This is a genomic window from Paenarthrobacter sp. NCHU4564 (assembly GCF_052156435.1).
Taxonomy (GTDB): Bacteria; Actinomycetota; Actinomycetes; order Actinomycetales; family Micrococcaceae; genus Arthrobacter.
Genome location: NZ_JBQLIS010000002.1, coordinates 212,650 through 230,069 on the forward strand (window position 1 = coordinate 212,650; position 17,420 = coordinate 230,069).

Annotated in this window: 18 protein-coding genes; 7 read left to right on the forward strand and 11 right to left on the reverse strand. The window is 61.7% G+C overall.

Annotated elements, in window-relative coordinates; all coding sequences use genetic code 11:
* The first annotated feature begins 68 nt into the window (after window positions 1-68).
* From ACSVIE_RS03495 to ACSVIE_RS03505, 3 genes are all read left to right on the forward strand, one after another.
* The gene (locus ACSVIE_RS03495) at window positions 69-1,079 is read left to right on the forward strand and encodes a DNA-directed RNA polymerase subunit alpha (protein ID WP_347108054.1); all 1,011 of its coding nucleotides are present in this window, start codon (window positions 69-71) and stop codon (window positions 1,077-1,079) included.
* Between the two features lie 66 nt (window positions 1,080-1,145).
* Window positions 1,146-1,703 (forward strand): 50S ribosomal protein L17, encoded by a 558-nt coding sequence (gene rplQ / locus ACSVIE_RS03500; protein WP_426003613.1) that lies wholly within the window; start codon window positions 1,146-1,148, stop codon window positions 1,701-1,703.
* Between the two features lie 18 nt (window positions 1,704-1,721).
* On the forward strand, window positions 1,722-2,612 hold the full coding sequence (locus ACSVIE_RS03505; RefSeq protein WP_442423016.1) for a tRNA pseudouridine synthase A: 891 nt from the start codon (window positions 1,722-1,724) through the stop codon (window positions 2,610-2,612).
* Between the two features lie 142 nt (window positions 2,613-2,754).
* On the opposite strand, the gene ACSVIE_RS03510 is transcribed toward ACSVIE_RS03505, so the two are convergent.
* The 9 genes from ACSVIE_RS03510 to ACSVIE_RS03550 all read right to left on the reverse strand — a co-directional run bounded on the left by ACSVIE_RS03510 (window position 2,755) and on the right by ACSVIE_RS03550 (window position 10,754).
* The gene (locus ACSVIE_RS03510; RefSeq protein WP_426003610.1) at window positions 2,755-3,633 is read right to left on the reverse strand and encodes a type II secretion system F family protein; all 879 of its coding nucleotides are present in this window, start codon (window positions 3,631-3,633) and stop codon (window positions 2,755-2,757) included.
* 9 nt (window positions 3,634-3,642) lie between these two features.
* Complete coding sequence (locus ACSVIE_RS03515; protein WP_442423017.1) at window positions 3,643-4,584, reverse strand: type II secretion system F family protein; 942 nt, start codon at window positions 4,582-4,584, stop codon at window positions 3,643-3,645.
* A 2-nt stretch (window positions 4,585-4,586) separates the two neighbouring features.
* Entirely contained in the window at window positions 4,587-5,906 is a 1,320-nt protein-coding gene (locus tag ACSVIE_RS03520; RefSeq protein ID WP_442423070.1) for a CpaF family protein, read from the reverse strand.
* A 128-nt stretch (window positions 5,907-6,034) separates the two neighbouring features.
* The gene (locus ACSVIE_RS03525) at window positions 6,035-7,234 is read right to left on the reverse strand and encodes an AAA family ATPase (protein WP_442423018.1); all 1,200 of its coding nucleotides are present in this window, start codon (window positions 7,232-7,234) and stop codon (window positions 6,035-6,037) included.
* Entirely contained in the window at window positions 7,231-7,998 is a 768-nt protein-coding gene (gene cpaB / locus ACSVIE_RS03530) for a Flp pilus assembly protein CpaB (protein WP_426003605.1), read from the reverse strand. Before cpaB ends, ACSVIE_RS03525 begins: the two co-directional genes overlap by 4 nt.
* Before the next feature lie 49 nt (window positions 7,999-8,047).
* Window positions 8,048-9,088, reverse strand: coding sequence for a pilus assembly protein TadG-related protein (locus ACSVIE_RS03535; protein ID WP_426003604.1), 1,041 nt, complete (start codon window positions 9,086-9,088; stop codon window positions 8,048-8,050).
* On the reverse strand, window positions 9,076-9,483 hold the full coding sequence (locus tag ACSVIE_RS03540) for a TadE/TadG family type IV pilus assembly protein (RefSeq protein ID WP_426003602.1): 408 nt from the start codon (window positions 9,481-9,483) through the stop codon (window positions 9,076-9,078). The genes ACSVIE_RS03535 and ACSVIE_RS03540 overlap by 13 nt, the downstream gene beginning before the upstream one ends.
* Before the next feature lie 104 nt (window positions 9,484-9,587).
* Entirely contained in the window at window positions 9,588-9,782 is a 195-nt protein-coding gene (locus ACSVIE_RS03545) for a Flp family type IVb pilin (protein WP_426003601.1), read from the reverse strand.
* Window positions 9,783-10,109: 327 nt separating this feature from the next.
* Window positions 10,110-10,754, reverse strand: a complete 645-nt coding sequence (locus ACSVIE_RS03550) for a prepilin peptidase (protein ID WP_442423019.1) — start codon at window positions 10,752-10,754, stop codon at window positions 10,110-10,112.
* Window positions 10,755-11,038: 284 nt separating this feature from the next.
* On the opposite strand from ACSVIE_RS03550, the gene rplM reads away from it, so the two are divergent.
* From rplM to glmM, 3 genes are all read left to right on the forward strand, one after another.
* Window positions 11,039-11,482 (forward strand): 50S ribosomal protein L13, encoded by a 444-nt coding sequence (gene rplM, locus ACSVIE_RS03555; protein WP_426003598.1) that lies wholly within the window; start codon window positions 11,039-11,041, stop codon window positions 11,480-11,482.
* A 37-nt stretch (window positions 11,483-11,519) separates the two neighbouring features.
* A complete protein-coding gene (gene rpsI, locus ACSVIE_RS03560) occupies window positions 11,520-12,026 on the forward strand; it encodes a 30S ribosomal protein S9 (RefSeq protein WP_442423020.1) in 507 nt (168 codons plus the stop codon).
* A 126-nt stretch (window positions 12,027-12,152) separates the two neighbouring features.
* Entirely contained in the window at window positions 12,153-13,517 is a 1,365-nt protein-coding gene (gene glmM / locus ACSVIE_RS03565) for a phosphoglucosamine mutase (RefSeq protein ID WP_442423021.1), read from the forward strand.
* A 65-nt stretch (window positions 13,518-13,582) separates the two neighbouring features.
* Here the strand turns inward: glmM and ACSVIE_RS03570 are convergent, their stop codons facing one another.
* The gene (locus ACSVIE_RS03570) at window positions 13,583-14,419 is read right to left on the reverse strand and encodes a M15 family metallopeptidase (RefSeq protein WP_442423022.1); all 837 of its coding nucleotides are present in this window, start codon (window positions 14,417-14,419) and stop codon (window positions 13,583-13,585) included.
* Between the two features lie 4 nt (window positions 14,420-14,423).
* On the reverse strand, window positions 14,424-15,389 hold the full coding sequence (gene coaA / locus ACSVIE_RS03575) for a type I pantothenate kinase (protein ID WP_426003595.1): 966 nt from the start codon (window positions 15,387-15,389) through the stop codon (window positions 14,424-14,426).
* Between the two features lie 145 nt (window positions 15,390-15,534).
* Here coaA and glmS point away from each other — a divergent pair, with 145 nt between their 5' ends.
* Window positions 15,535-17,418, forward strand: coding sequence for a glutamine--fructose-6-phosphate transaminase (isomerizing) (gene glmS / locus ACSVIE_RS03580; RefSeq protein WP_442423023.1), 1,884 nt, complete (start codon window positions 15,535-15,537; stop codon window positions 17,416-17,418).
* The last annotated feature ends 2 nt before the right edge of the window (window positions 17,419-17,420 follow it).

A 17,420-nucleotide genomic window follows, 5' to 3' on the forward strand; every position in this document is an offset into this window, starting at 1 on the left:
GAAACCGAAGCCGATTTCCACCACCTGTGTTGCGTCATATAGCGGATGCTCGCTGAAAGGAAACCTAAGTGCTCATTGCACAGCGCCCCACCCTGTCTGAAGAAGTTGTAGCCGAGAACCGCTCCCGTTTCATCATTGAACCGCTGGAGCCGGGCTTCGGTTACACCCTCGGAAACTCCCTCCGCCGTACCCTGCTCTCCTCCATCCCCGGTGCCGCTGTTACCAGCATCCGGATCGATGGCGTGCTGCACGAGTTCACCACGGTTCCGGGTGTCAAGGAAGATGTCACCGAGATCATCCTGAACATCAAGAACCTTTCGGTTTCCTCCGAGCACGATGAGCCGGTTGTTGCGTACCTGCGCAAGCAGGGCCCCGGAGTCGTCACCGCCGCGGACATCGCTCCGCCGGCCGGCGTCGAATTCCACAACCCGGATCTGCACATTGCCACCCTGAACTCGAAGGGCAAGTTCGAACTCGAACTGACCATCGAGCGCGGCCGTGGCTACGTTTCGGCAGCTCAGAACAAGTCCGGCGACTCCGAGATCGGCCGTATCCCGGTCGACTCGATCTACTCGCCGGTCATGAAGGTAACTTTCCGCGTGGAAGCTACCCGTGTTGAGCAGCGCACCGACTTCGACAAGCTCATTGTCGACGTCGAGACCAAGCAGGCTATCGCTCCGCGCGACGCTGTTGCTTCTGCAGGCACCACCCTGGTGGAACTGTTCGGTCTGGCCCGTGAGCTGAACACCGCAGCTGAAGGTATCGAGATCGGCCCGTCGCCCACAGACGCTGCCCTGGCAGCTGACATGGCTCTGCCGATCGAGGATCTGGACCTGACGGTCCGTTCCTACAACTGCCTCAAGCGTGAGGGCATCCACACCGTGGGTGAACTCGTTGCCCGCTCCGAGGCTGACCTGATGGACATCCGCAACTTCGGTGCGAAGTCCATCGACGAGGTCAAGGCAAAGCTCGTGGAACTGGGTCTGTCCCTGAAGGACTCCCCTCCCGGTTTCGACCTCGCAGCCCGCGCCGCAGCCATCGAAGAGGACGACGCCGCGTTCAGCGACGACGAGCTCTAACAAGCAGATCTTGGTCGACGGGTCCAGTGATGGATCCGGCCGGCTTACACAACAGGAGAAATAACTATGCCTACCCCCACTAAGGGTCCGCGCCTCGGAGGCGGCCCGGCTCACGAGCGCCTGATGCTCGCGAACCTGGCAGCTTCGCTCTTCGAGCACAAGCGCATCACCACTACGGTTACCAAGGCCAAGCGCCTCAAGCCGTACGCAGAGCGTCTGGTCACCTTCGCCAAGCGTGGCGACCTCGCTTCCCGCCGCCGCGTTCTCGGCCTGATCAGCAACAAGGGCATCGTCCACGAGCTGTTCACCGACATCGCCAGCGCCGTTGAGAACCGCGATGGTGGCTACACCCGTATCACCAAGATCGGCAACCGCAAGGGCGACAACGCTCCCATGGCTGTCATCGAACTCGTTCTCGAGCCCGTTTCCCCCAAGCAGGCTGTAGTTGCTGAAGCTTCTGCCGCTGCTGCCCAGGCTGCTCCGGCAGCCGAAGCTCCTGCTGAGGAAGAGGTTGTAGAGACCGAAGCTGCTGAGGCTCCCGAAGCTGAAGCTGCCGAGGCCCCCGAAGCCGAGACTGAAGAAGCTCAGACCGAAGAGGCTCCGGCCGAAGAGGACAAGAAGTAATTCAGTAGACTTGGGTCTATGAATCAACAAAAACCCGCTGCCCCCGTTTCTGAGGGCGGCGGGTTTTTGCGTATCCGGATGGACCTCTCTTACGACGGTGGTCCGTTCAATGGCTGGGCCGTGCAACCGGGACTTCTGACTGTCCAGGGTGCGCTCGAGGACGCACTTGAGTTGTTGGTGCGGCGGCCCGTGCGGGTCACGGTCGCGGGGCGCACGGACGCTGGCGTCCACGCCCGCGGGCAGGTTGTCCACGTCGACTTCACTTCCGCGGAGTGGTTCGGCCTGACGCGGGGGCACGACGTCGATCCTTCCGTTTCGCTGCTGCGTCGCCTTCGCGGCGCGTTGAGCCGGGTTCTTGGCGACCTCACTGGTTCCATCGAAGTGCACGACGCCGGTCTGGCGCCTGCCGGATTCGACGCCCGCTTCTCAGCCCTGTGGCGTCGTTACAGCTACCGGATTGCCGACGGCACCGAGCGTTGGGACCCGGTGCTTCGTGGGATCACGCTGTGGCATAAGGTCCCATTGGACGTGGCCTTGATGAACGCCGGGGCATCACTGCTGCTTGGCCTGCAGGACTTCCGTTCCTACTGCAAGCCCCGCGAAGGTGCGACCACCATCCGCGAGTTGCAGCGCTTCTCCTTTGACCGCGGTCCGGACGGAATCATCGTTGCCACGGTGCAGGCCGATGCCTTCTGCCACAACATGGTGCGCTCCCTTGTGGGCTCCACCTTGCGGGTGGGGGAGGGCCTGGAACCTCCGGCCTGGTTGCACGAGCGGTTGCTGGCCCGCGCCCGGGATCCGAAGTCCTTGCTGGCGGCCCCGCACCCGTTGGTCCTGGAAGAAGTGGCCTACCCATCCAATGACGAGTTGCTGGCCCGGGCGGAGTTGACGCGGGCCAAGCGGGAGTAGTCCGCTGTCTACGGTCGGGTCCGGGTGGCTGGGCCCGGACATTGGAGGACCCCCTCCCGGCTCTGGGTACCGGAAGGGGGCCGTTGTGGCCGTCCGCGGTCTGGGATCCGCGGAGGGCCGGTCTATTTCCCGCTGGCCAGGCTCAGCTGAAAGCCTCGAAGATTTTGATGACAGCCGGTCCGAGAAGGACGATGAAGAGCACCGGAAAGATGGAGAAGAGAAGCGGGAAAAGTACCTTGACGGGCAGTTTCATGGCTTTCTCTTCCGCAACTTGTCGCCGTTTAACGCGAGCCTGCTTGGCTTGGGCCCTAAGCACGTTGGCAATGCCGATGCCGTATTTGTCTGCCTGGATGACAGCCAGCACAAAGCTACGGATATCGGCTGCCACACAGCGCTCTGCTAAAGCTTCGTAGGCCTCCTGTCTGGGCCGGCCCACCTGAATGTCCTGCAGGGTGCGCATCAGTTCATGCGCCAACGGTCCTGCCCCGTAGGTTGAGGCCCGTTCAATTGCCGCTTCGAAGCCGAGGCCGGCTTCGACGGAGATCAGCATCTGGTCGAGGGTATTGGCGAATTCCAGTTGGATTGCTTCCTGACGCTTAATGCCCGTGTTGTAGACCAGCAGGTCCGGCAAAAAATACAGCAACGCCGTCAGGAACAGCGTAAATCCGATGCTCAGGGGGCTTGGCCCGGCGAGAATCAGCAAAATGCCGAACACAGCGCCGGCAAGAGCCAGGGTGGGCTTAAGCGCTATGACCTTTGTCAATGGCATGGATTTTGGTCGTCCGGCCAGAGCAAGCCAGTGATCGATCTTGGCTTCGTAACTGCCCGGGGTTAGTTTGCGGGCCACCCCGAGCATTAGCGGTGTGCGCTGAATACTGACTCCGGCACCTTGGGCGAAGCCCGACCCCAGATTCGTGTGAATGGCTACGACGCCCTTGCGGTCTATGGCCGACAAGGACCACACGAAGTAGGCGACAGGAAGAACGATGGTAGCGATGATCAGCCATGCGATGGGACTCATGACGTACTCCTAGAATTTGATCTTCACAGTGCGGCTCATCCAGAAGCCGCCAATGACGAACAAGATGGCGCTGACGACGAGCATCCCGATGCCCCAAATATTCGTGACGAAGATGGACATGTACTTTGGATTCATAACCGTCAGGATCAGGCCAACGCCGACCGGCAGGGCCATGAGGATGTAGGCAGAGATTTTGCCTTCAGCGCTGAGCGCTTTGACATGCGCCTTGATTTCACTTCGTTCACGAATCGTGCCACTGACTTGGTCGAGAACTTCTGCCAAGTCACCGCCCACTTCCCTGTTGATCTGGATGGCTTGCCCAATCCAGCGGAAGTCGTCACTGTCCATGCGATCGGCACAGTCCTCAAGGGCTTGGCGGGGATCTTTTCCGATCCGCACTTCGTTGACGATCCTGCTGAGTTCCTCGGATGTGGGGGCCTGGGCCTCTTGGGCCGCAGCTTCAAGGGAGCGCATGATGCTGTGCCCGACTCGAAGGCCACCGATCAACATCTGGATGGTGTCGGTCATTTGGGAATCAAAGACGCTGCGTCGTTTCCCGGTCTTGAGGGCCAGGACCAACTTGGCAATGAAGGGCGTTGCGATGGCAAGCAGGATTCCCACCAACAGGTTCAGCAGCAGGGAAGCCAAGACCCCGACGATGACCGTAGCTAAAGCGACCATGACAGTGAAATCGGCAGGGGCCTGCTTGACGCCCGCCATGTACAGAACCTCCCTGTTGAAGGGCCCGCCGGACCGTCCCATTGCTGTGTCGACGAACTGAACAGCTGATTGGGAAACCCGGCCAACGGTAGAACTGTCCGGAACGACACCGTCACGCCGCCGTTCCAGGGGTATCCGTCCATTGCGGGGTTTCAGTACAAAGATGAACACCACAAGCAGGGCCGCAAAGCACAAAGCAATCGACGAGACAAAAAGGATTGGCGAGTCCATTCTCATCGCCTCCCGACCGGGACGGGACCTACGCCAAAGACAGACGGAGACACGTGGATGCCCAACTCAGAAAACCTGTCGAGAAACCGTGGGCGTATACCGGTTGGAAGAGCACGCCCAAGGAAACGCCCTTGAGCATCAAGTCCGGCCGAATAGTCGAATAAGAAGGAGTCCTGAAGCGTTACGACATCTCCTTCCATGCCCTGGACCTCAGTAACGTGTGTCACCCGCCGCGTGCCGTCACGAAGCCTCGTCACCTGCACGATGAGATCCACGGCAGAAGACACTTGCTCTCTGATGGCACGCAGGGGCAGGTCCATCCCAGCCATCAAGACCAGCGTCTCCAGACGCGCTATGGCATCCCGGGGCGAGTTGGCATGGACAGTGGACAGCGAGCCATCGTGACCGGTGTTCATGGCTTGGAGCATGTCCAACGACTCCCCGCCACGGACTTCGCCGACAATGATCCGGTCGGGCCGCATGCGCAGCGAGTTGCGAACCAGATCGCGAATGGTGACAGCGCCTTTGCCTTCGATGTTTGGCGGTCGGCTCTCCAGTCGTACAATATGCCGTTGTTGCAATTGGAGTTCAACGGCATCCTCGATGGTCACAATCCTGTCCGACTCCGGGATGAAGGAGGAGAGAACATTGAGGAGTGTGGTCTTACCGGTGCCCGTACCTCCGGACACTATGATGTTCAGCCGTGCGAGCACACAGGCACTGAGCAACTCCGCCATTTCGTGACTCATGGAACCCCACTCGATGAGATTGCGCACTGTGAGCGGAACATGGCTGAACTTCCTGATGGTGAGCGACGGACCGTTCACAGCCAGCGGAGGGATGATCGCGTTGACGCGCGAGCCATCCTCCAGCCGGGCATCCACCAGCGGAGAAGACTCATCGATTCGACGGCCGACTTTGGAGACGATTCTCTCGATGACTTTGCGCAGGTGTTCGTCGGAACTGAACTGTAGATCGGTCAAGGCCAAGTGTCCGTGGCGTTCAACGTAGATCTGATCGAAGCGGTTGACCATGACTTCCGTGACAGAAGGATCCTCCAGCAATCGTTGGAGTGGGCCATAGCCCATTACCTCGTCCGAGATTTCCCGTATCAGCCGTCGACGTTCCTCGGGTGACAGGGGCACCTGCTCATCGTCGATGAACGCCGAAAGTTCATCAACAGCAAAGGACCTGAGCTCCTCTTCGGATGCTGATGCGTCGCTGCTTCGTGTGCCCATTCGTTCAAACAGCGCCGACGCAGCCCGCTGCTTCAGGCCTGCCAGGGCATCAACGGCCGGTGCCGAGAGTTGCCCGCCGAGCATCGGTGCCGCCGGGGTCGAGAGCGGCAAAGCGGAGGCTGCTTCCATGCTCGCGTTACCCGGCTCAGGCGACCCCGAAGCGACCTCCACTGCGGTCAATGGATTGTTCTTGGTCAGTCTCTCTGAGAGTTTCATGACACCACTACCCTTCGGTGCAGCTTGTTCTGAGGGGTTGCCGCCAATCGGGGATCGAACCGCTCCACGAGCTTCTTCAGGCCCTTGAAGGCGGCGTCCCTTGTGGTTCCTTGAAGGACGGGCACCCCGCGGTTCGTTGAGAAGGGAAGATTTCTGGACCGAGGGATCACGGTGTCAATCGGAACACCGATAGTAGCCTCGACATCCTGGACGGAAATGCCGCTCTTCCTGTCGGCGAAATTGAGGACGGTATGGCGTCCCTGCGGTAGAAGCTGCAGCTCTTTGAGCACGCTGAAGGACTTCCGCAGTCCACGGATGCTTGGAACGTCCATCCCACATACCCAGACACCGTCTGTTGCCAATTCCAACGTGGCCAGACAGTGTTCACCGAGGCCAGGAGCGGTATCAACCACCACGTATTTGAACTCAGTAGCCAGCTGGTTGAGCAGCCGTGAGACATGTTCGGCGGTGATGTAATCCGATTCGGACGGCTTGCGGGGTGCACAGAGCGCATAGATCCCGGCCGGATGGACGGTAAGGAAGGCCTTGAGCACCATCGAGTCCTGCGCGGCAGGGCCATGCACGGCCTCGGTGATGGAGTGTTCAGGCTCGAGCAAAAGACCAGACGCTACATCTCCAAACTGAAGGTCCAGATCGACGATGACTACTCCCATCGGGGCCACAGCACCAAGACCAACGGCAAGGTTGGTGGCCACGGTAGTCTTACCCACGCCTCCCTTGGGCGACATGACTGCGATGACCCTGCCGCGATCCTGGCCGGGCTCAGCCGCGGGTTGCATGCCGCGCCGGCGGCTGGCAGCAGCCAGACAGGCCCGTTCAAGCAGCACACGTAGCTCGTGAACCTCGATTTCCGGAGAAACAATATCGCGGACTCCGGCATGCATCGCCCGCAGGACAAGGTCAGGTTCGGGGACAGACACCAGTAGCAGACTGATCTCCGGGTACTGGAGATCGAACACAGTGGCGAGTTTGAGGGCATCAGTTGGGTTCACGCCTGGACCAAGGATCATGACCTCAGGCGGGGCCCCTGTCAGCTGTTTGAAGACATCGTCGGTTCCACCCTGGAGTACGTCAGGGGACAGCGTTTGAAGGTCGCCATGCATTGCGCCGGAGATGGCTTGACGCACCCGCCCTTCAAAATCGCGGACGGCGGTGATAGCTACGAAGCGGCTCATTGGACCAGCCCTCCGAAGGTAGTTGTCGGGGGATCGCTCTTAACCGTCTTGTCTGTCTGCTTGGACAGCCAGAGTGAGCCGAATTCGGCACCAAAGACCATCTTGGCGGCGTTTGCGTCACTGACAGCAACAGTCACGTAGGCAGAGCCGTTCGGAAGCGCAACGCCCTTGTCTGTGCCGGCAGATTTCTCAGCCTCCGGAGCAGCCTGCTGAACAGCAGTGACGACCACGTCGTGGTAAAGCAGTTCGGTGAAGTCCTTCCACCCGGTCAGCTGGGCGGGCAGGCCGGAACCGGCAGGTACAGCCTCATCCAGCTTGAACGACGCATAGACCGTGACGGTGTCACCGGCTTCAATGCGGCCACCCAGGATGCGCTCCGGTGCGAGGACGAAGGTCGTTTCCTGTAGCCCTTCGGGGACGGGGACGGTCCCAGGGACGAGCTCGTTGGGGTTGACCAGCTTTACGCCGAGCAATTGCTCACCCGGTTGCAGATCGACGCTCGTCACCTTCCCTTTTTGATCGCTGAGGGCGCTGACTGTCCCTTGCGCGACTGCCGACTGCGGCAGGGTTTCAGATTTGACCTTGTTTCCGAGATCCTCGACCTTGGTGCCGGCGGGGACCTTTTCCTTGATAACGAGAACACTGACGGGTTCCAGCCCTTGCTGCGCCCGCTTGTCGGCTCCCTGAACATAGGTAACCAGCAAGACGGTACCGATGACTGCCAACAGCAGTGCTGCAATGCCTCCCAGTAGGCGTGCTTTCACTTTCGACTCCTTCGAGTTTTTTTGTGTAGAGGAGTAGCCCTTCCAGCGGCTACTCGGTGAGCGAGACGACCGAGGCGCCGTAATTCGGAACGCCTGTGGTTGCCTGCATGCCCTCTTCGAGGGACACGAAACGGGTGAAGTACCCCTGGAGCCCACGGCAATTTCCGTTGCAACTGGGAGCAAGGGGATCGACAACGGCCCCAGAGCCGCTGAACTTGTAGCCGGTTACCTGGAATGCTGCGAAGCCGATCAAGGTGTATTTCGCGTTGCTTCCATTGCCGGTAGCTGTGCTGAAAAGGGGGATGAGTTTCGGTTCATCCAGGAGGCTGGTGAGAACCGAATTGCAGGCGGCGTTGTTTGGGTAGTGATTGCCCGTTTGGCCGTTGACTGTAGAGTCCAGCGAGATATCCGTGGAACATCCTGTGTCCGTCACCAGCCAACCGAAGCCTCCAGGCTGGTAACCGTTCTGCGCGGCACACCCGGGGACGGTTGGTGCATTTTCGTCGTAACGGAGCAACAGGTGTGTAGGCGTGGGGTCACCCGTAAAGGTGCCAGTGGAGTTCAGCGACGCGAGCTGGGTTGGAGAAAGATACTTCTTGAAGACACACTCGCTCACCGTCCAAGGTAAGGTGGTCGCGGACGAAGGAGCACCCCAGGATGCTTCAGCCTCAGCGTCCACCTGCGTGGTCTCGAACCCCAGAACGCGTGCAAAGAATAGCGAGAAGCTGTTTTCCCCTGCCGAGTCCCGCGCGTTGGTGACGACGCGAACCGTCGTTGCGGCCGGGAAGCTGACCGTCGCCCCGCTGGTGTTGTCGTTGGAGTTGTTGTTGGCGAACTGGTTTCCGGTAGCGGTGCTGTCGCCGCAACTTCCGCCGGCGCAGTCCGTAGCGATCGCCAAGGCTGCGGCGTCAGCTCCGTTCTGGAGCTGAGCCTTTTCTGCGTAAAGAGCACCGACATCGACGGCCAAGGCTGCGAATCCCAGCAAAGCAACCATCATGGCAGCGACGAGCACGGTGGCTGCGCCACGCTCCTTGGAGTCCTGGTCCGACGTCTCTGGATTTGGAGCCGCCACCCTTTTCAGCCACCGCATCGCATTACTCCTACGCCTGTCATGTTGAGTGGAAAAATTCCCGGAGCGCCAAAGAAGCCAGCGTCCAGGAACCCTGACATCGATGGCAGAGAGACGCTGGTTGTTACCGTGACGTTTGACCCGGGAGCGCAACTGGATGCGTTGTCGCTGACGGACACGCCGAGACCGTCGAGAGATGGCGCGGAACCAAGCGCGGTGCCAGTGACATCCAAAGTGCCATCCTGATAGTGGACCGCGGCGTGACGGGCGCCTTCCCGGGCTGCCTGTGTCAGTGACACCTGGACGTTGAGCGCGCGTCCAAACTCAACAATTCCAACCAGAATCAGCAGTAGAACAGGTAAAAGAATTGCCATTTCCACGGCTACTGCGCCGCGCTCGTTGCTTTTCGGTTTCATGACCGTCTCCCAGACCCAGAATGACGAGCAGCAATGTGCCCTTAAAGAAAAGGTTGGCCGCGGCGGCGACGGGAGTCGCCATCGCAGCCAACCGTCCGTGCGCTTTACAGGTTGCCGGCGACGCCGATGAAGAGGTCGCGGATTGCCGGGCCAAGGATGATCAAACCGGCGATGACGACAATGGCGATCAGGGAGACCATCAGGCCGTATTCCACCATCGTCGCGCCCTTCTCTTCCTTGGTGAAACGGTCCTTGACGCCGGCGATGTACGAGGTAATGGTGAACATGAGAGCAGACATTGGAAAATCCTTCCCAGAATGAATTTTGGTGAGTTGGTTTGTTCAGATATAGGTCCGCAAATTATATGAATTTGCTACGTCCTCCGAACTACCCCCGTGTTGTCTTAGCGGTTCGGATTTCGATAAATCAAGAATTCACCCTGGGCCTGCAGCTGAACAATGCGTAGCCGTACTCGAATTGCCGAAACGGGCATTACCCGGCCACCCGGAAGCGGGCAGGGGAGTACTCAGTTTTCGCGGGAATGAAGCCGTCGGACTACTTGGTTTTGACAGTAGCCTTACGGAAAAGGGCCCAAAAGGAGTCCGGTCCGGGTACCTGCCAACTGTCTACTGGAGTACCAAAATGACGCCCAGGGTGGCCAGGAACATGGCCGGTCCGTGGGCGGTTTCCACCGCTTTTTCCTTGCGGCCAAGGCGTAACATCAGCACCGTGAGCACCCCGCCCACCACGAATCCCAGTAGTCCGCCGTAGAGTACTTGCTGCCAACCCAAGTACCCCAAGTACAGTCCAACGGGTGCTGCGAGCTTCACATCGCCCATTCCAAGGCTCCCCGGCGAAATAAGTCCCAGAATCAGGTAGCCGGCGAACAGGATTGCGCTCCCCGCGAGGGCGCGCAGAAGGTCCGGCCAACCCGGAGCGAGTGCCGCGGATCCCGCAAGCAGCAGCAAACCGCCTCCTAAAAGGAGCAGCACCAGGGGATTGGGCAGCAAATGCAGGCTGAAATCAATGCGGGAAAGCTGCACGCCCAGGACTGCCAGTAAAAGAAATGCCGGCAGTTCGGCGGAAAATCCAAAACGCCACGTCAGTAAAGCGAACAGCAGTGAGGTGACGGCCGCCGTCGTGATCCGTACCTTCAGTGAGGGAAGTCCGCCGAGCCGCGGCAGCCACAGTGCAATGAGCCACTCGGCAACGGGACTCAAGGCGAGTCCGGCGAGGGTGGCGAGGAGCAGGAGGGCGGGCCCGTTGGTCATCTTGTCTCCATCACGCGGCGAACGTCCCCGGGGGGCGGATACCCCATTTTGACCCGGGGTGCCGCCTGACGGTATTGTTTATAGTCGTTGTGCGTGTCCTATCTCGATCACACATGCCCATTGGGGATCCAGTTGCAGGGTCAGTAACTCAAGAAGCATTTCGAGGTTCCGGGATGACTGGTCTAAAGAGCCCTCACCTCTGCTCCGGTAACGCATACATAGTAGGTGCGCGCTGATGCGTGACGCCTAAAACATGAACGCCAGAACAAGAACGAGGCAAAACCGTGCGTACGTACACCCCGAAGCCCGGCGATATCAACCGCCAGTGGCACGTCATTGACGCCACCGATGTTGTCCTTGGTCGTCTTGCCAGCCAGACCGCAACACTGCTGCGCGGAAAGCACAAGCCGACCTATGCGTCCCACATGGACATGGGCGACTTCGTCATCATCATCAACGCTGAAAAGGTCGCCCTTACCGGTGCCAAGCTGGAGCAGAAGCGCGCATACCGCCACTCCGGCTACCCGGGCGGTCTGACCTCCGTCAACTACGCAGAACTGCTGGAAAAGAACCCGGTTCGCGCTGTTGAGAAGGCCATCAAGGGCATGCTCCCCAAGAACTCCCTGGCCGCACAGCAGCTGGGCAAGCTCAAGGTCTACGCAGGCCCGGAGCACCCGCACGCTGCACAGCAGCCGAAGACTTTCGAAATCACCCAGGTCGCCCAGTAGTCCTGGCCACCAAACAACTTTTTATTCAAGGAGAATCGTGGCTCAGAACGAAGAACTGACCGCCGAAGCCGTCGAGGCTGAGGAAAACCTCACCAGCTACACCTCTGAAAGCGCTCCCGCCGAGGAAGCGCCCAAGAAGGAGCGCCCGGCACTGACCGTTGCCGGTGCAGCTGTTGGCCGCCGCAAGGAAGCCGTTGCACGCGTTCGCGTTGTTCCGGGTTCCGGCAAGTGGACCATCAACGGCCGCGAGCTGGCCAACTACTTCCCGAACAAGCTGCACCAGCAGGATGTCAACGAGCCGTTCCGCGTTCTTGACCTCGAAGGTGCATACGACGTCATCGCCCGCATCCACGGCGGTGGCCCCTCCGGCCAGGCTGGCGCACTGCGTCTCGGCATCGCTCGTTCCCTGAACGAGATCGACGTCGAGAACAACCGCCCCACCCTCAAGAAGGCTGGTTTCCTCACCCGTGACGCCCGCGTCATCGAGCGTAAGAAGGCCGGTCTCAAGAAGGCACGCAAGGCCCAGCAGTACTCCAAGCGTTAATCCCGCTTCACCGGAAGCCCGTCCCGCCATATGGTGGGGCGGGCTTCCGCCGTTTAAGCGACGCTTGTGACGCTCCCGGACGTGCCGTGGCCGGGCGCTGCGCCGCCGTCGTCTAAACTTGAGCCGATGTCTAGATTATTTGGAACAGATGGCGTGCGCGGTCTCGCGAACGGATTGCTCACCGCGGAGCTGGCTATGCAGCTCGCCCAGGCCGCCGCCGTCGTACTTGGCCATGACCGCACAACCGATGGCAAGCGGCCACGCGCCGTCGTCGCCAGGGACCCCCGCGCCAGTGGGGAGTTCCTCGCCGCTGCCGTTGAGGCGGGGCTGTCCAGCTCCGGCGTCGACGTCTACGACGCCGGCGTGCTGCCAACCCCTGCTGCCGCTTACCTGGTGGCGGACCTCGACGCCGATTTCGGCGTCATGCTGTCGGCCTCCCACAACCCCGCCCCGGATAACGGGATCAAGTTCTTTGCCCGTGGCGGCCAAAAGCTTCCCGACGACGTCGAAGACGCCATCGAAGCGCAGCTTGGCAAGGAACCGCAGCGGCCGGTGGGCGGTGACGTTGGACGCATCCAGCGCTTCTCCGACGCCGAAGACCGCTACATCGTGCACCTGCTCCAGACGCTCCCCAAGCGGCTCGACGGCCTCAAGGTTGTCCTGGACTGCGCCCATGGCGCTGCAAGTGGTTGTTCACCGCAGGTGTTCAAGGACGCCGGCGCCGATGTCGTGGTGATCGGCGCGGAGCCGGACGGCCTCAACATCAACGAAGGCGTTGGCTCCACCCATTTGGGACCGCTGAAGGAAGCCGTGGTCAAGCACGGCGCGGACCTCGGGATCGCCCACGACGGCGACGCCGACCGCTGCCTGGCCGTGGACCATGAAGGCAACGAGGTAGACGGCGACCAGATCATGGCGATCCTGGCGCTGGCCCTCAACAAGGCCGGCAAACTCAAGGACAACATCCTGGTGGCCACGGTCATGAGCAACCTCGGCCTGAAGATCGCCCTGCGCGAGGCCGGCATCACCATCCGCGAAACCGCGGTGGGTGACCGCTACGTGTTGGAGGAAATGCGCGACGGCGGGTACAACCTTGGCGGGGAGCAGTCCGGCCACGTGATCTTCTCCGACTACGCCACCACGGGCGACGGCGTCCTCACCGGCCTGCAGTTGGCATCCCAGGTGGCGCTCACCGGCCGCAGCCTCCAGGAACTGGCCACGGCCATGCATAAACTGCCGCAGCTCATGATCAACGTCAAGGGCGTGGACAAGGCCCGTGCTGCCACGGACGAAGGCGTGGCGGCGGCTGTGGCCGCAGCCGAGGAAGAACTTGGCGAGACCGGCCGTGTGCTGCTCCGCCCGTCCGGCACCGAAGCCCTGGTTCGCGTCATGGTGGAAGCGGCAGACATGGAGACCGCTGAGCGGATCTGCAAGGGTCTCGCTGCCGTGGTCAAGGACCGCCTCGGCGCCAACAGCCAGCTCTCCGTCTAGGACAACCACAACGGCCCGTTTCCCGGCGTACCAGGGAAACGGGCCGTGTGCCTTTTAAACGCAGCTCACAGGTAGTCCGGTGCGGCTTCCAGCCCGAAGTACTCTTCCAGCGTGGAAATGCCCCGGGTGGCCATGTCGGTCGCGGCATCGACGCCGATGTACCGCAGGTGCCAGGACTCGTAGAAATAGCCCGTGGTGTCATGGAACATCCAGGGATACCGGACAACAAAGCCGTACTTGTACGCGTTGGCCTTGGCCCAGATCGCCGCAGGCTGGTCCGCGAAGCACGGTTGGAAGCTGCAGGCGCCGCCGCCGTCGGCAATGTCGAACGCCCAGCCGGTCTGGTGTTCGGAGAAGCCCGGGCGGGCCGAAGCGCGGTCCGCGGCGGCCTGGCCGCTGCCCGCCACATGGCCGTTGTACGTGGCGATCTGCGTTGTGTAGGAACGGTAGCCGGAGGCCAGGGTCATAACGACGCCCTCCGCTGCGGCAGCGCCAAACATCTTTTCTGCGGCAGCCGCCGTCGTACTGTTCACCATGCTGGCCTCGCCGCTGACGGCGAGCCGTACTGCGGGCTGGACCAGGTCCGCCGGCACGTAGTTCGGGGGATTGAGGGGGCGGTGCTTGTTGACCACCACCCACGGGCTGGCGGGATCGGTGAGGGAGAAACCTGTCGCGGCAGCGCTCGACGGCGGCGGGCTGGCCGGGGTGCTGGATGCGGCGGCCGCGGGGGTCACCGCGGCAGGCTCGGACGCCATCGCGGTACTGGGAGACGGGGTGGCCGTGGACACCTCCGGCGAGGCCGTGGAGCTTTCCGGAGTGCAGGCTGTGAGGGCGGCCAGGCCGGCCCCGGCGGTGAGGAAGCCGGCAAAGGCCCGCCGTGACGGCAGGGGACGGGACTGCACGGGGTCAGACCTTCCTGAGGAGCATGCGTCGGATGGAGTGGTCGGCGTCCTTGGTGAGCACCAGTTGCGCCCGGCCGCGGGTGGGCAGGACGTTCTCCTCCAGGTTGGGCTCATTGATGCGCTTCCAGATGCCACGCGCCGTGGATTCGGCATCGTCGTCGGACAGGGTGGCGTACCGGTGGAAGTAGGACTCCGGCTGCGCGAACGCCGTGGAGCGGAGCTTGCGGAACCTGTCGACGTACCATTCCTCGATGTAGGAGGTCTTGGCGTCCACATAGATGGAGAAGTCGAAGAAGTCGCTCAATGCGAGGCCCTGCTTGCCGTCAATGCGGGGACGCGCGGGCGCCAGAACGTTGAGGCCTTCGACAATGAGGACATCGGGACGGCGGACCACCACTTCCTTGCCGGGCACGATGTCATAGGTCACGTGCGAGTACCAGGGGGCACGGACTTCCTCGGCGCCGCCTTTGACTTCGGACACAAAACGCAACAGGGCGCGGCGGTCATAGGACTCGGGAAAACCCTTGCGTTCCAGCAGATGGCGGCGCTTCAGTTCGGCCAGCGGATAGAGGAAGCCATCGGTGGTGATGAGTTCCACATTCGGCGTTCCCGGCCAACGGCGCAGCATCTCGCGCAGCACGCGGGCAATGGTGGACTTGCCCACGGCCACCGAGCCGGCAACGCCGATGACGAACGGCGTGCGCTGCGTCTGTTCGCCCAGGAAGGTGGTGGTGGCGGCGTGAAGCTGGTGTGAGGCCTCCACATAAAGGTGCAGGAGGCGGGAAAGCGGGAGATAGACCTCCCGGACTTCCTTCATGTCAAGGGGGTCACCGAGGCCGCGGAGACGGAAAATGTCCTCCTCATTGAGGGGCTGCTCCATCTGGGCTGCGAGCCTGGACCAGGTCTGCCGGTCCAACTCAACAAAGGGGGAAGCGCCGTCGCCGTTTGCTTCGGTGCGTTGCAAAGTCACGCTCTCGATTCTGCCCTTAGCGCGGCGTAACAGGAAATGCGCGACGACCGGCAGATGAATTGTGGGTGATGCACGCCTCATGCTTGCGGCGGTGAGGGAGGACGTCCCACATCAGTTGTTTGCACCAGCCGCTAGGATTGTGCCCATGTGTGGAATCGTAGGCTATGTAGGCAATTCGTCTCGTCAGGGAGCTGGCCACAGCGCCCTTGACGTCGTTGTGGAGGGGTTGCGTCGTCTTGAGTACCGCGGCTACGACTCCGCGGGCGTCGCAGTGGTGGCTGACGGGACCATCTCCTCCCGGAAGAAGTCCGGCAAGCTGAGCAACCTGGTCAGCGAACTCGAAGCAAACCCGGTCCCGGAATCCCTGACCGGCATCGGCCACACCCGTTGGGCCACCCACGGCGGTCCCACCGACCGCAACGCCCACCCGCACCTGTCCGATGGTGGCCGCCTGGCGCTGATCCACAACGGCATCATCGAAAACTTCGCAGAGCTCAAGCAGGAGCTCATCGCCAAGGGCGTCACCTTCGAGTCCGAGACGGACACCGAAGTTGCTGCCGCCCTGCTGGGTGACATCTTCCGCAACCAGCTTAACGGCGACGCCGGCAACCTCACCCAGGCGATGCGCCTGGCCTGCCAGCGCCTGGAAGGTGCCTTCACCCTCCTGGCTGTCCACGCCGACCAGCCGGATGTTGTGGTTGCTGCCCGCCGCAACTCCCCGCTGGTGGTTGGTTTGGGCGAGGGCGAAAACTTCCTCGGCTCCGACGTCTCCGGCTTCATCGACTACACGCGCCGCGCCGTCGAACTGGGCCAGGACCAGATCGTCACCATCACCGCCGACTCGGTGGAAATCACCGACTTCTTCGGCGCTCCTGCCGAGGGCAAGGAATACCACGTCGACTGGGATCCGGCATCTGCGGAAAAGGGCGGCTTCAACTCCTTCATGGAGAAGGAAATCCACGACCAGCCGGACGCCGTTGGCCAGACGCTCCTGGGCCGCTCGGACCTCAACGGAAAGCTGACGCTGGACGAGCTCCGCATCGACCCGGAGCTGCTCAAGCAGGTGGACAAGATCATCGTCCTGGCCTGTGGCACCGCCGCTTACGCCGGCCTCGTTGCCAAGTACGCCATTGAGAACTGGTGCCGCATCCCCACCGAGGTGGAGCTTGCCCACGAGTTCCGCTACCGCGACCCGATCGTGGACGCCAAGACGCTGGTTGTTTCCATCAGCCAGTCCGGCGAGACCATGGATACCCTGATGGCTGTCCGCTACGCCCGCGAACAGGGCGCCAAGACGATTTCCATCTGCAACACCAACGGCTCCACCATCCCGCGCGAATCGGACGCCGTCCTCTACACGCATGCGGGTCCGGAAATTGCCGTTGCCTCCACCAAGGCCTTCCTTGCGCAGATCACCGCTGCCTACCTCCTGGGCCTCTACCTGGCACAGCTGCGCGGCAACATCTTCTCCGGCCAGATCAAGGATGTCCTCGCGGACCTGAACAAGATCCCCGCCAAGATCCAGACCATCCTGGACGAGTCCGGCCCGCTGCGCGAACTGGCCCGCAGCATGAAGGACGAGAAATCCGTGCTGTTCCTTGGCCGCCACGTGGGCTACCCCGTAGCGCTGGAAGGTGCCCTGAAGCTCAAGGAAATCGCGTACATCCACGCTGAAGGCTTCGCTGCCGGCGAGCTCAAGCACGGCCCGATCGCCCTGATCGACGAAGGCCAGCCCGTCTTCGTGGTGGTTCCGTCCCCGCGCGGCCGTGACTCCCTGCACTCCAAGGTGGTCAGCAACATCCAGGAAGTCCGCGCCCGTGGTGCCCGTACCCTGGTGATCGCCGAGGAAGGTGACGAGTCCGTCAAGGCCTACGCCGAGCACGTGTTCTACGTTCCCGAGACGCCCACCCTGCTCATGCCGCTCCTCACCACGGTTCCGCTGCAGATCTTTGCCGCTGAACTGGCCGGAGCCAAGGGTTACGACGTGGACCAGCCGCGTAACCTGGCCAAGAGCGTGACCGTAGAATAACG

What these genes read in the sequence shown, in the direction of transcription:
- rplQ (WP_426003613.1), top strand. Translation starts at nt 1,146, where the DNA reads ATGCCTACCCCCACTAAGGGTCCGCGCCTCGGAGGCGGCCCGGCTCAC.
- ACSVIE_RS03505 (WP_442423016.1), top strand. Translation starts at nt 1,722, where the DNA reads ATGAATCAACAAAAACCCGCTGCCCCCGTTTCTGAGGGCGGCGGGTTT.
- ACSVIE_RS03510 (WP_426003610.1), bottom strand. Translation starts at nt 3,633, where the DNA reads ATGAGTCCCATCGCATGGCTGATCATCGCTACCATCGTTCTTCCTGTC.
- ACSVIE_RS03515 (WP_442423017.1), bottom strand. Translation starts at nt 4,584, where the DNA reads ATGGACTCGCCAATCCTTTTTGTCTCGTCGATTGCTTTGTGCTTTGCG.
- ACSVIE_RS03520 (WP_442423070.1), bottom strand. Translation starts at nt 5,906, where the DNA reads ATGCTCGGCGGGCAACTCTCGGCACCGGCCGTTGATGCCCTGGCAGGC.
- ACSVIE_RS03525 (WP_442423018.1), bottom strand. Translation starts at nt 7,234, where the DNA reads ATGAGCCGCTTCGTAGCTATCACCGCCGTCCGCGATTTTGAAGGGCGG.
- ACSVIE_RS03535 (WP_426003604.1), bottom strand. Translation starts at nt 9,088, where the DNA reads ATGCGGTGGCTGAAAAGGGTGGCGGCTCCAAATCCAGAGACGTCGGAC.
- ACSVIE_RS03540 (WP_426003602.1), bottom strand. Translation starts at nt 9,483, where the DNA reads ATGAAACCGAAAAGCAACGAGCGCGGCGCAGTAGCCGTGGAAATGGCA.
- ACSVIE_RS03545 (WP_426003601.1), bottom strand. Translation starts at nt 9,782, where the DNA reads ATGTCTGCTCTCATGTTCACCATTACCTCGTACATCGCCGGCGTCAAG.
- ACSVIE_RS03550 (WP_442423019.1), bottom strand. Translation starts at nt 10,754, where the DNA reads ATGACCAACGGGCCCGCCCTCCTGCTCCTCGCCACCCTCGCCGGACTC.
- glmM (WP_442423021.1), top strand. Translation starts at nt 12,153, where the DNA reads ATGTCTAGATTATTTGGAACAGATGGCGTGCGCGGTCTCGCGAACGGA.
- glmS (WP_442423023.1), top strand. Translation starts at nt 15,535, where the DNA reads ATGTGTGGAATCGTAGGCTATGTAGGCAATTCGTCTCGTCAGGGAGCT.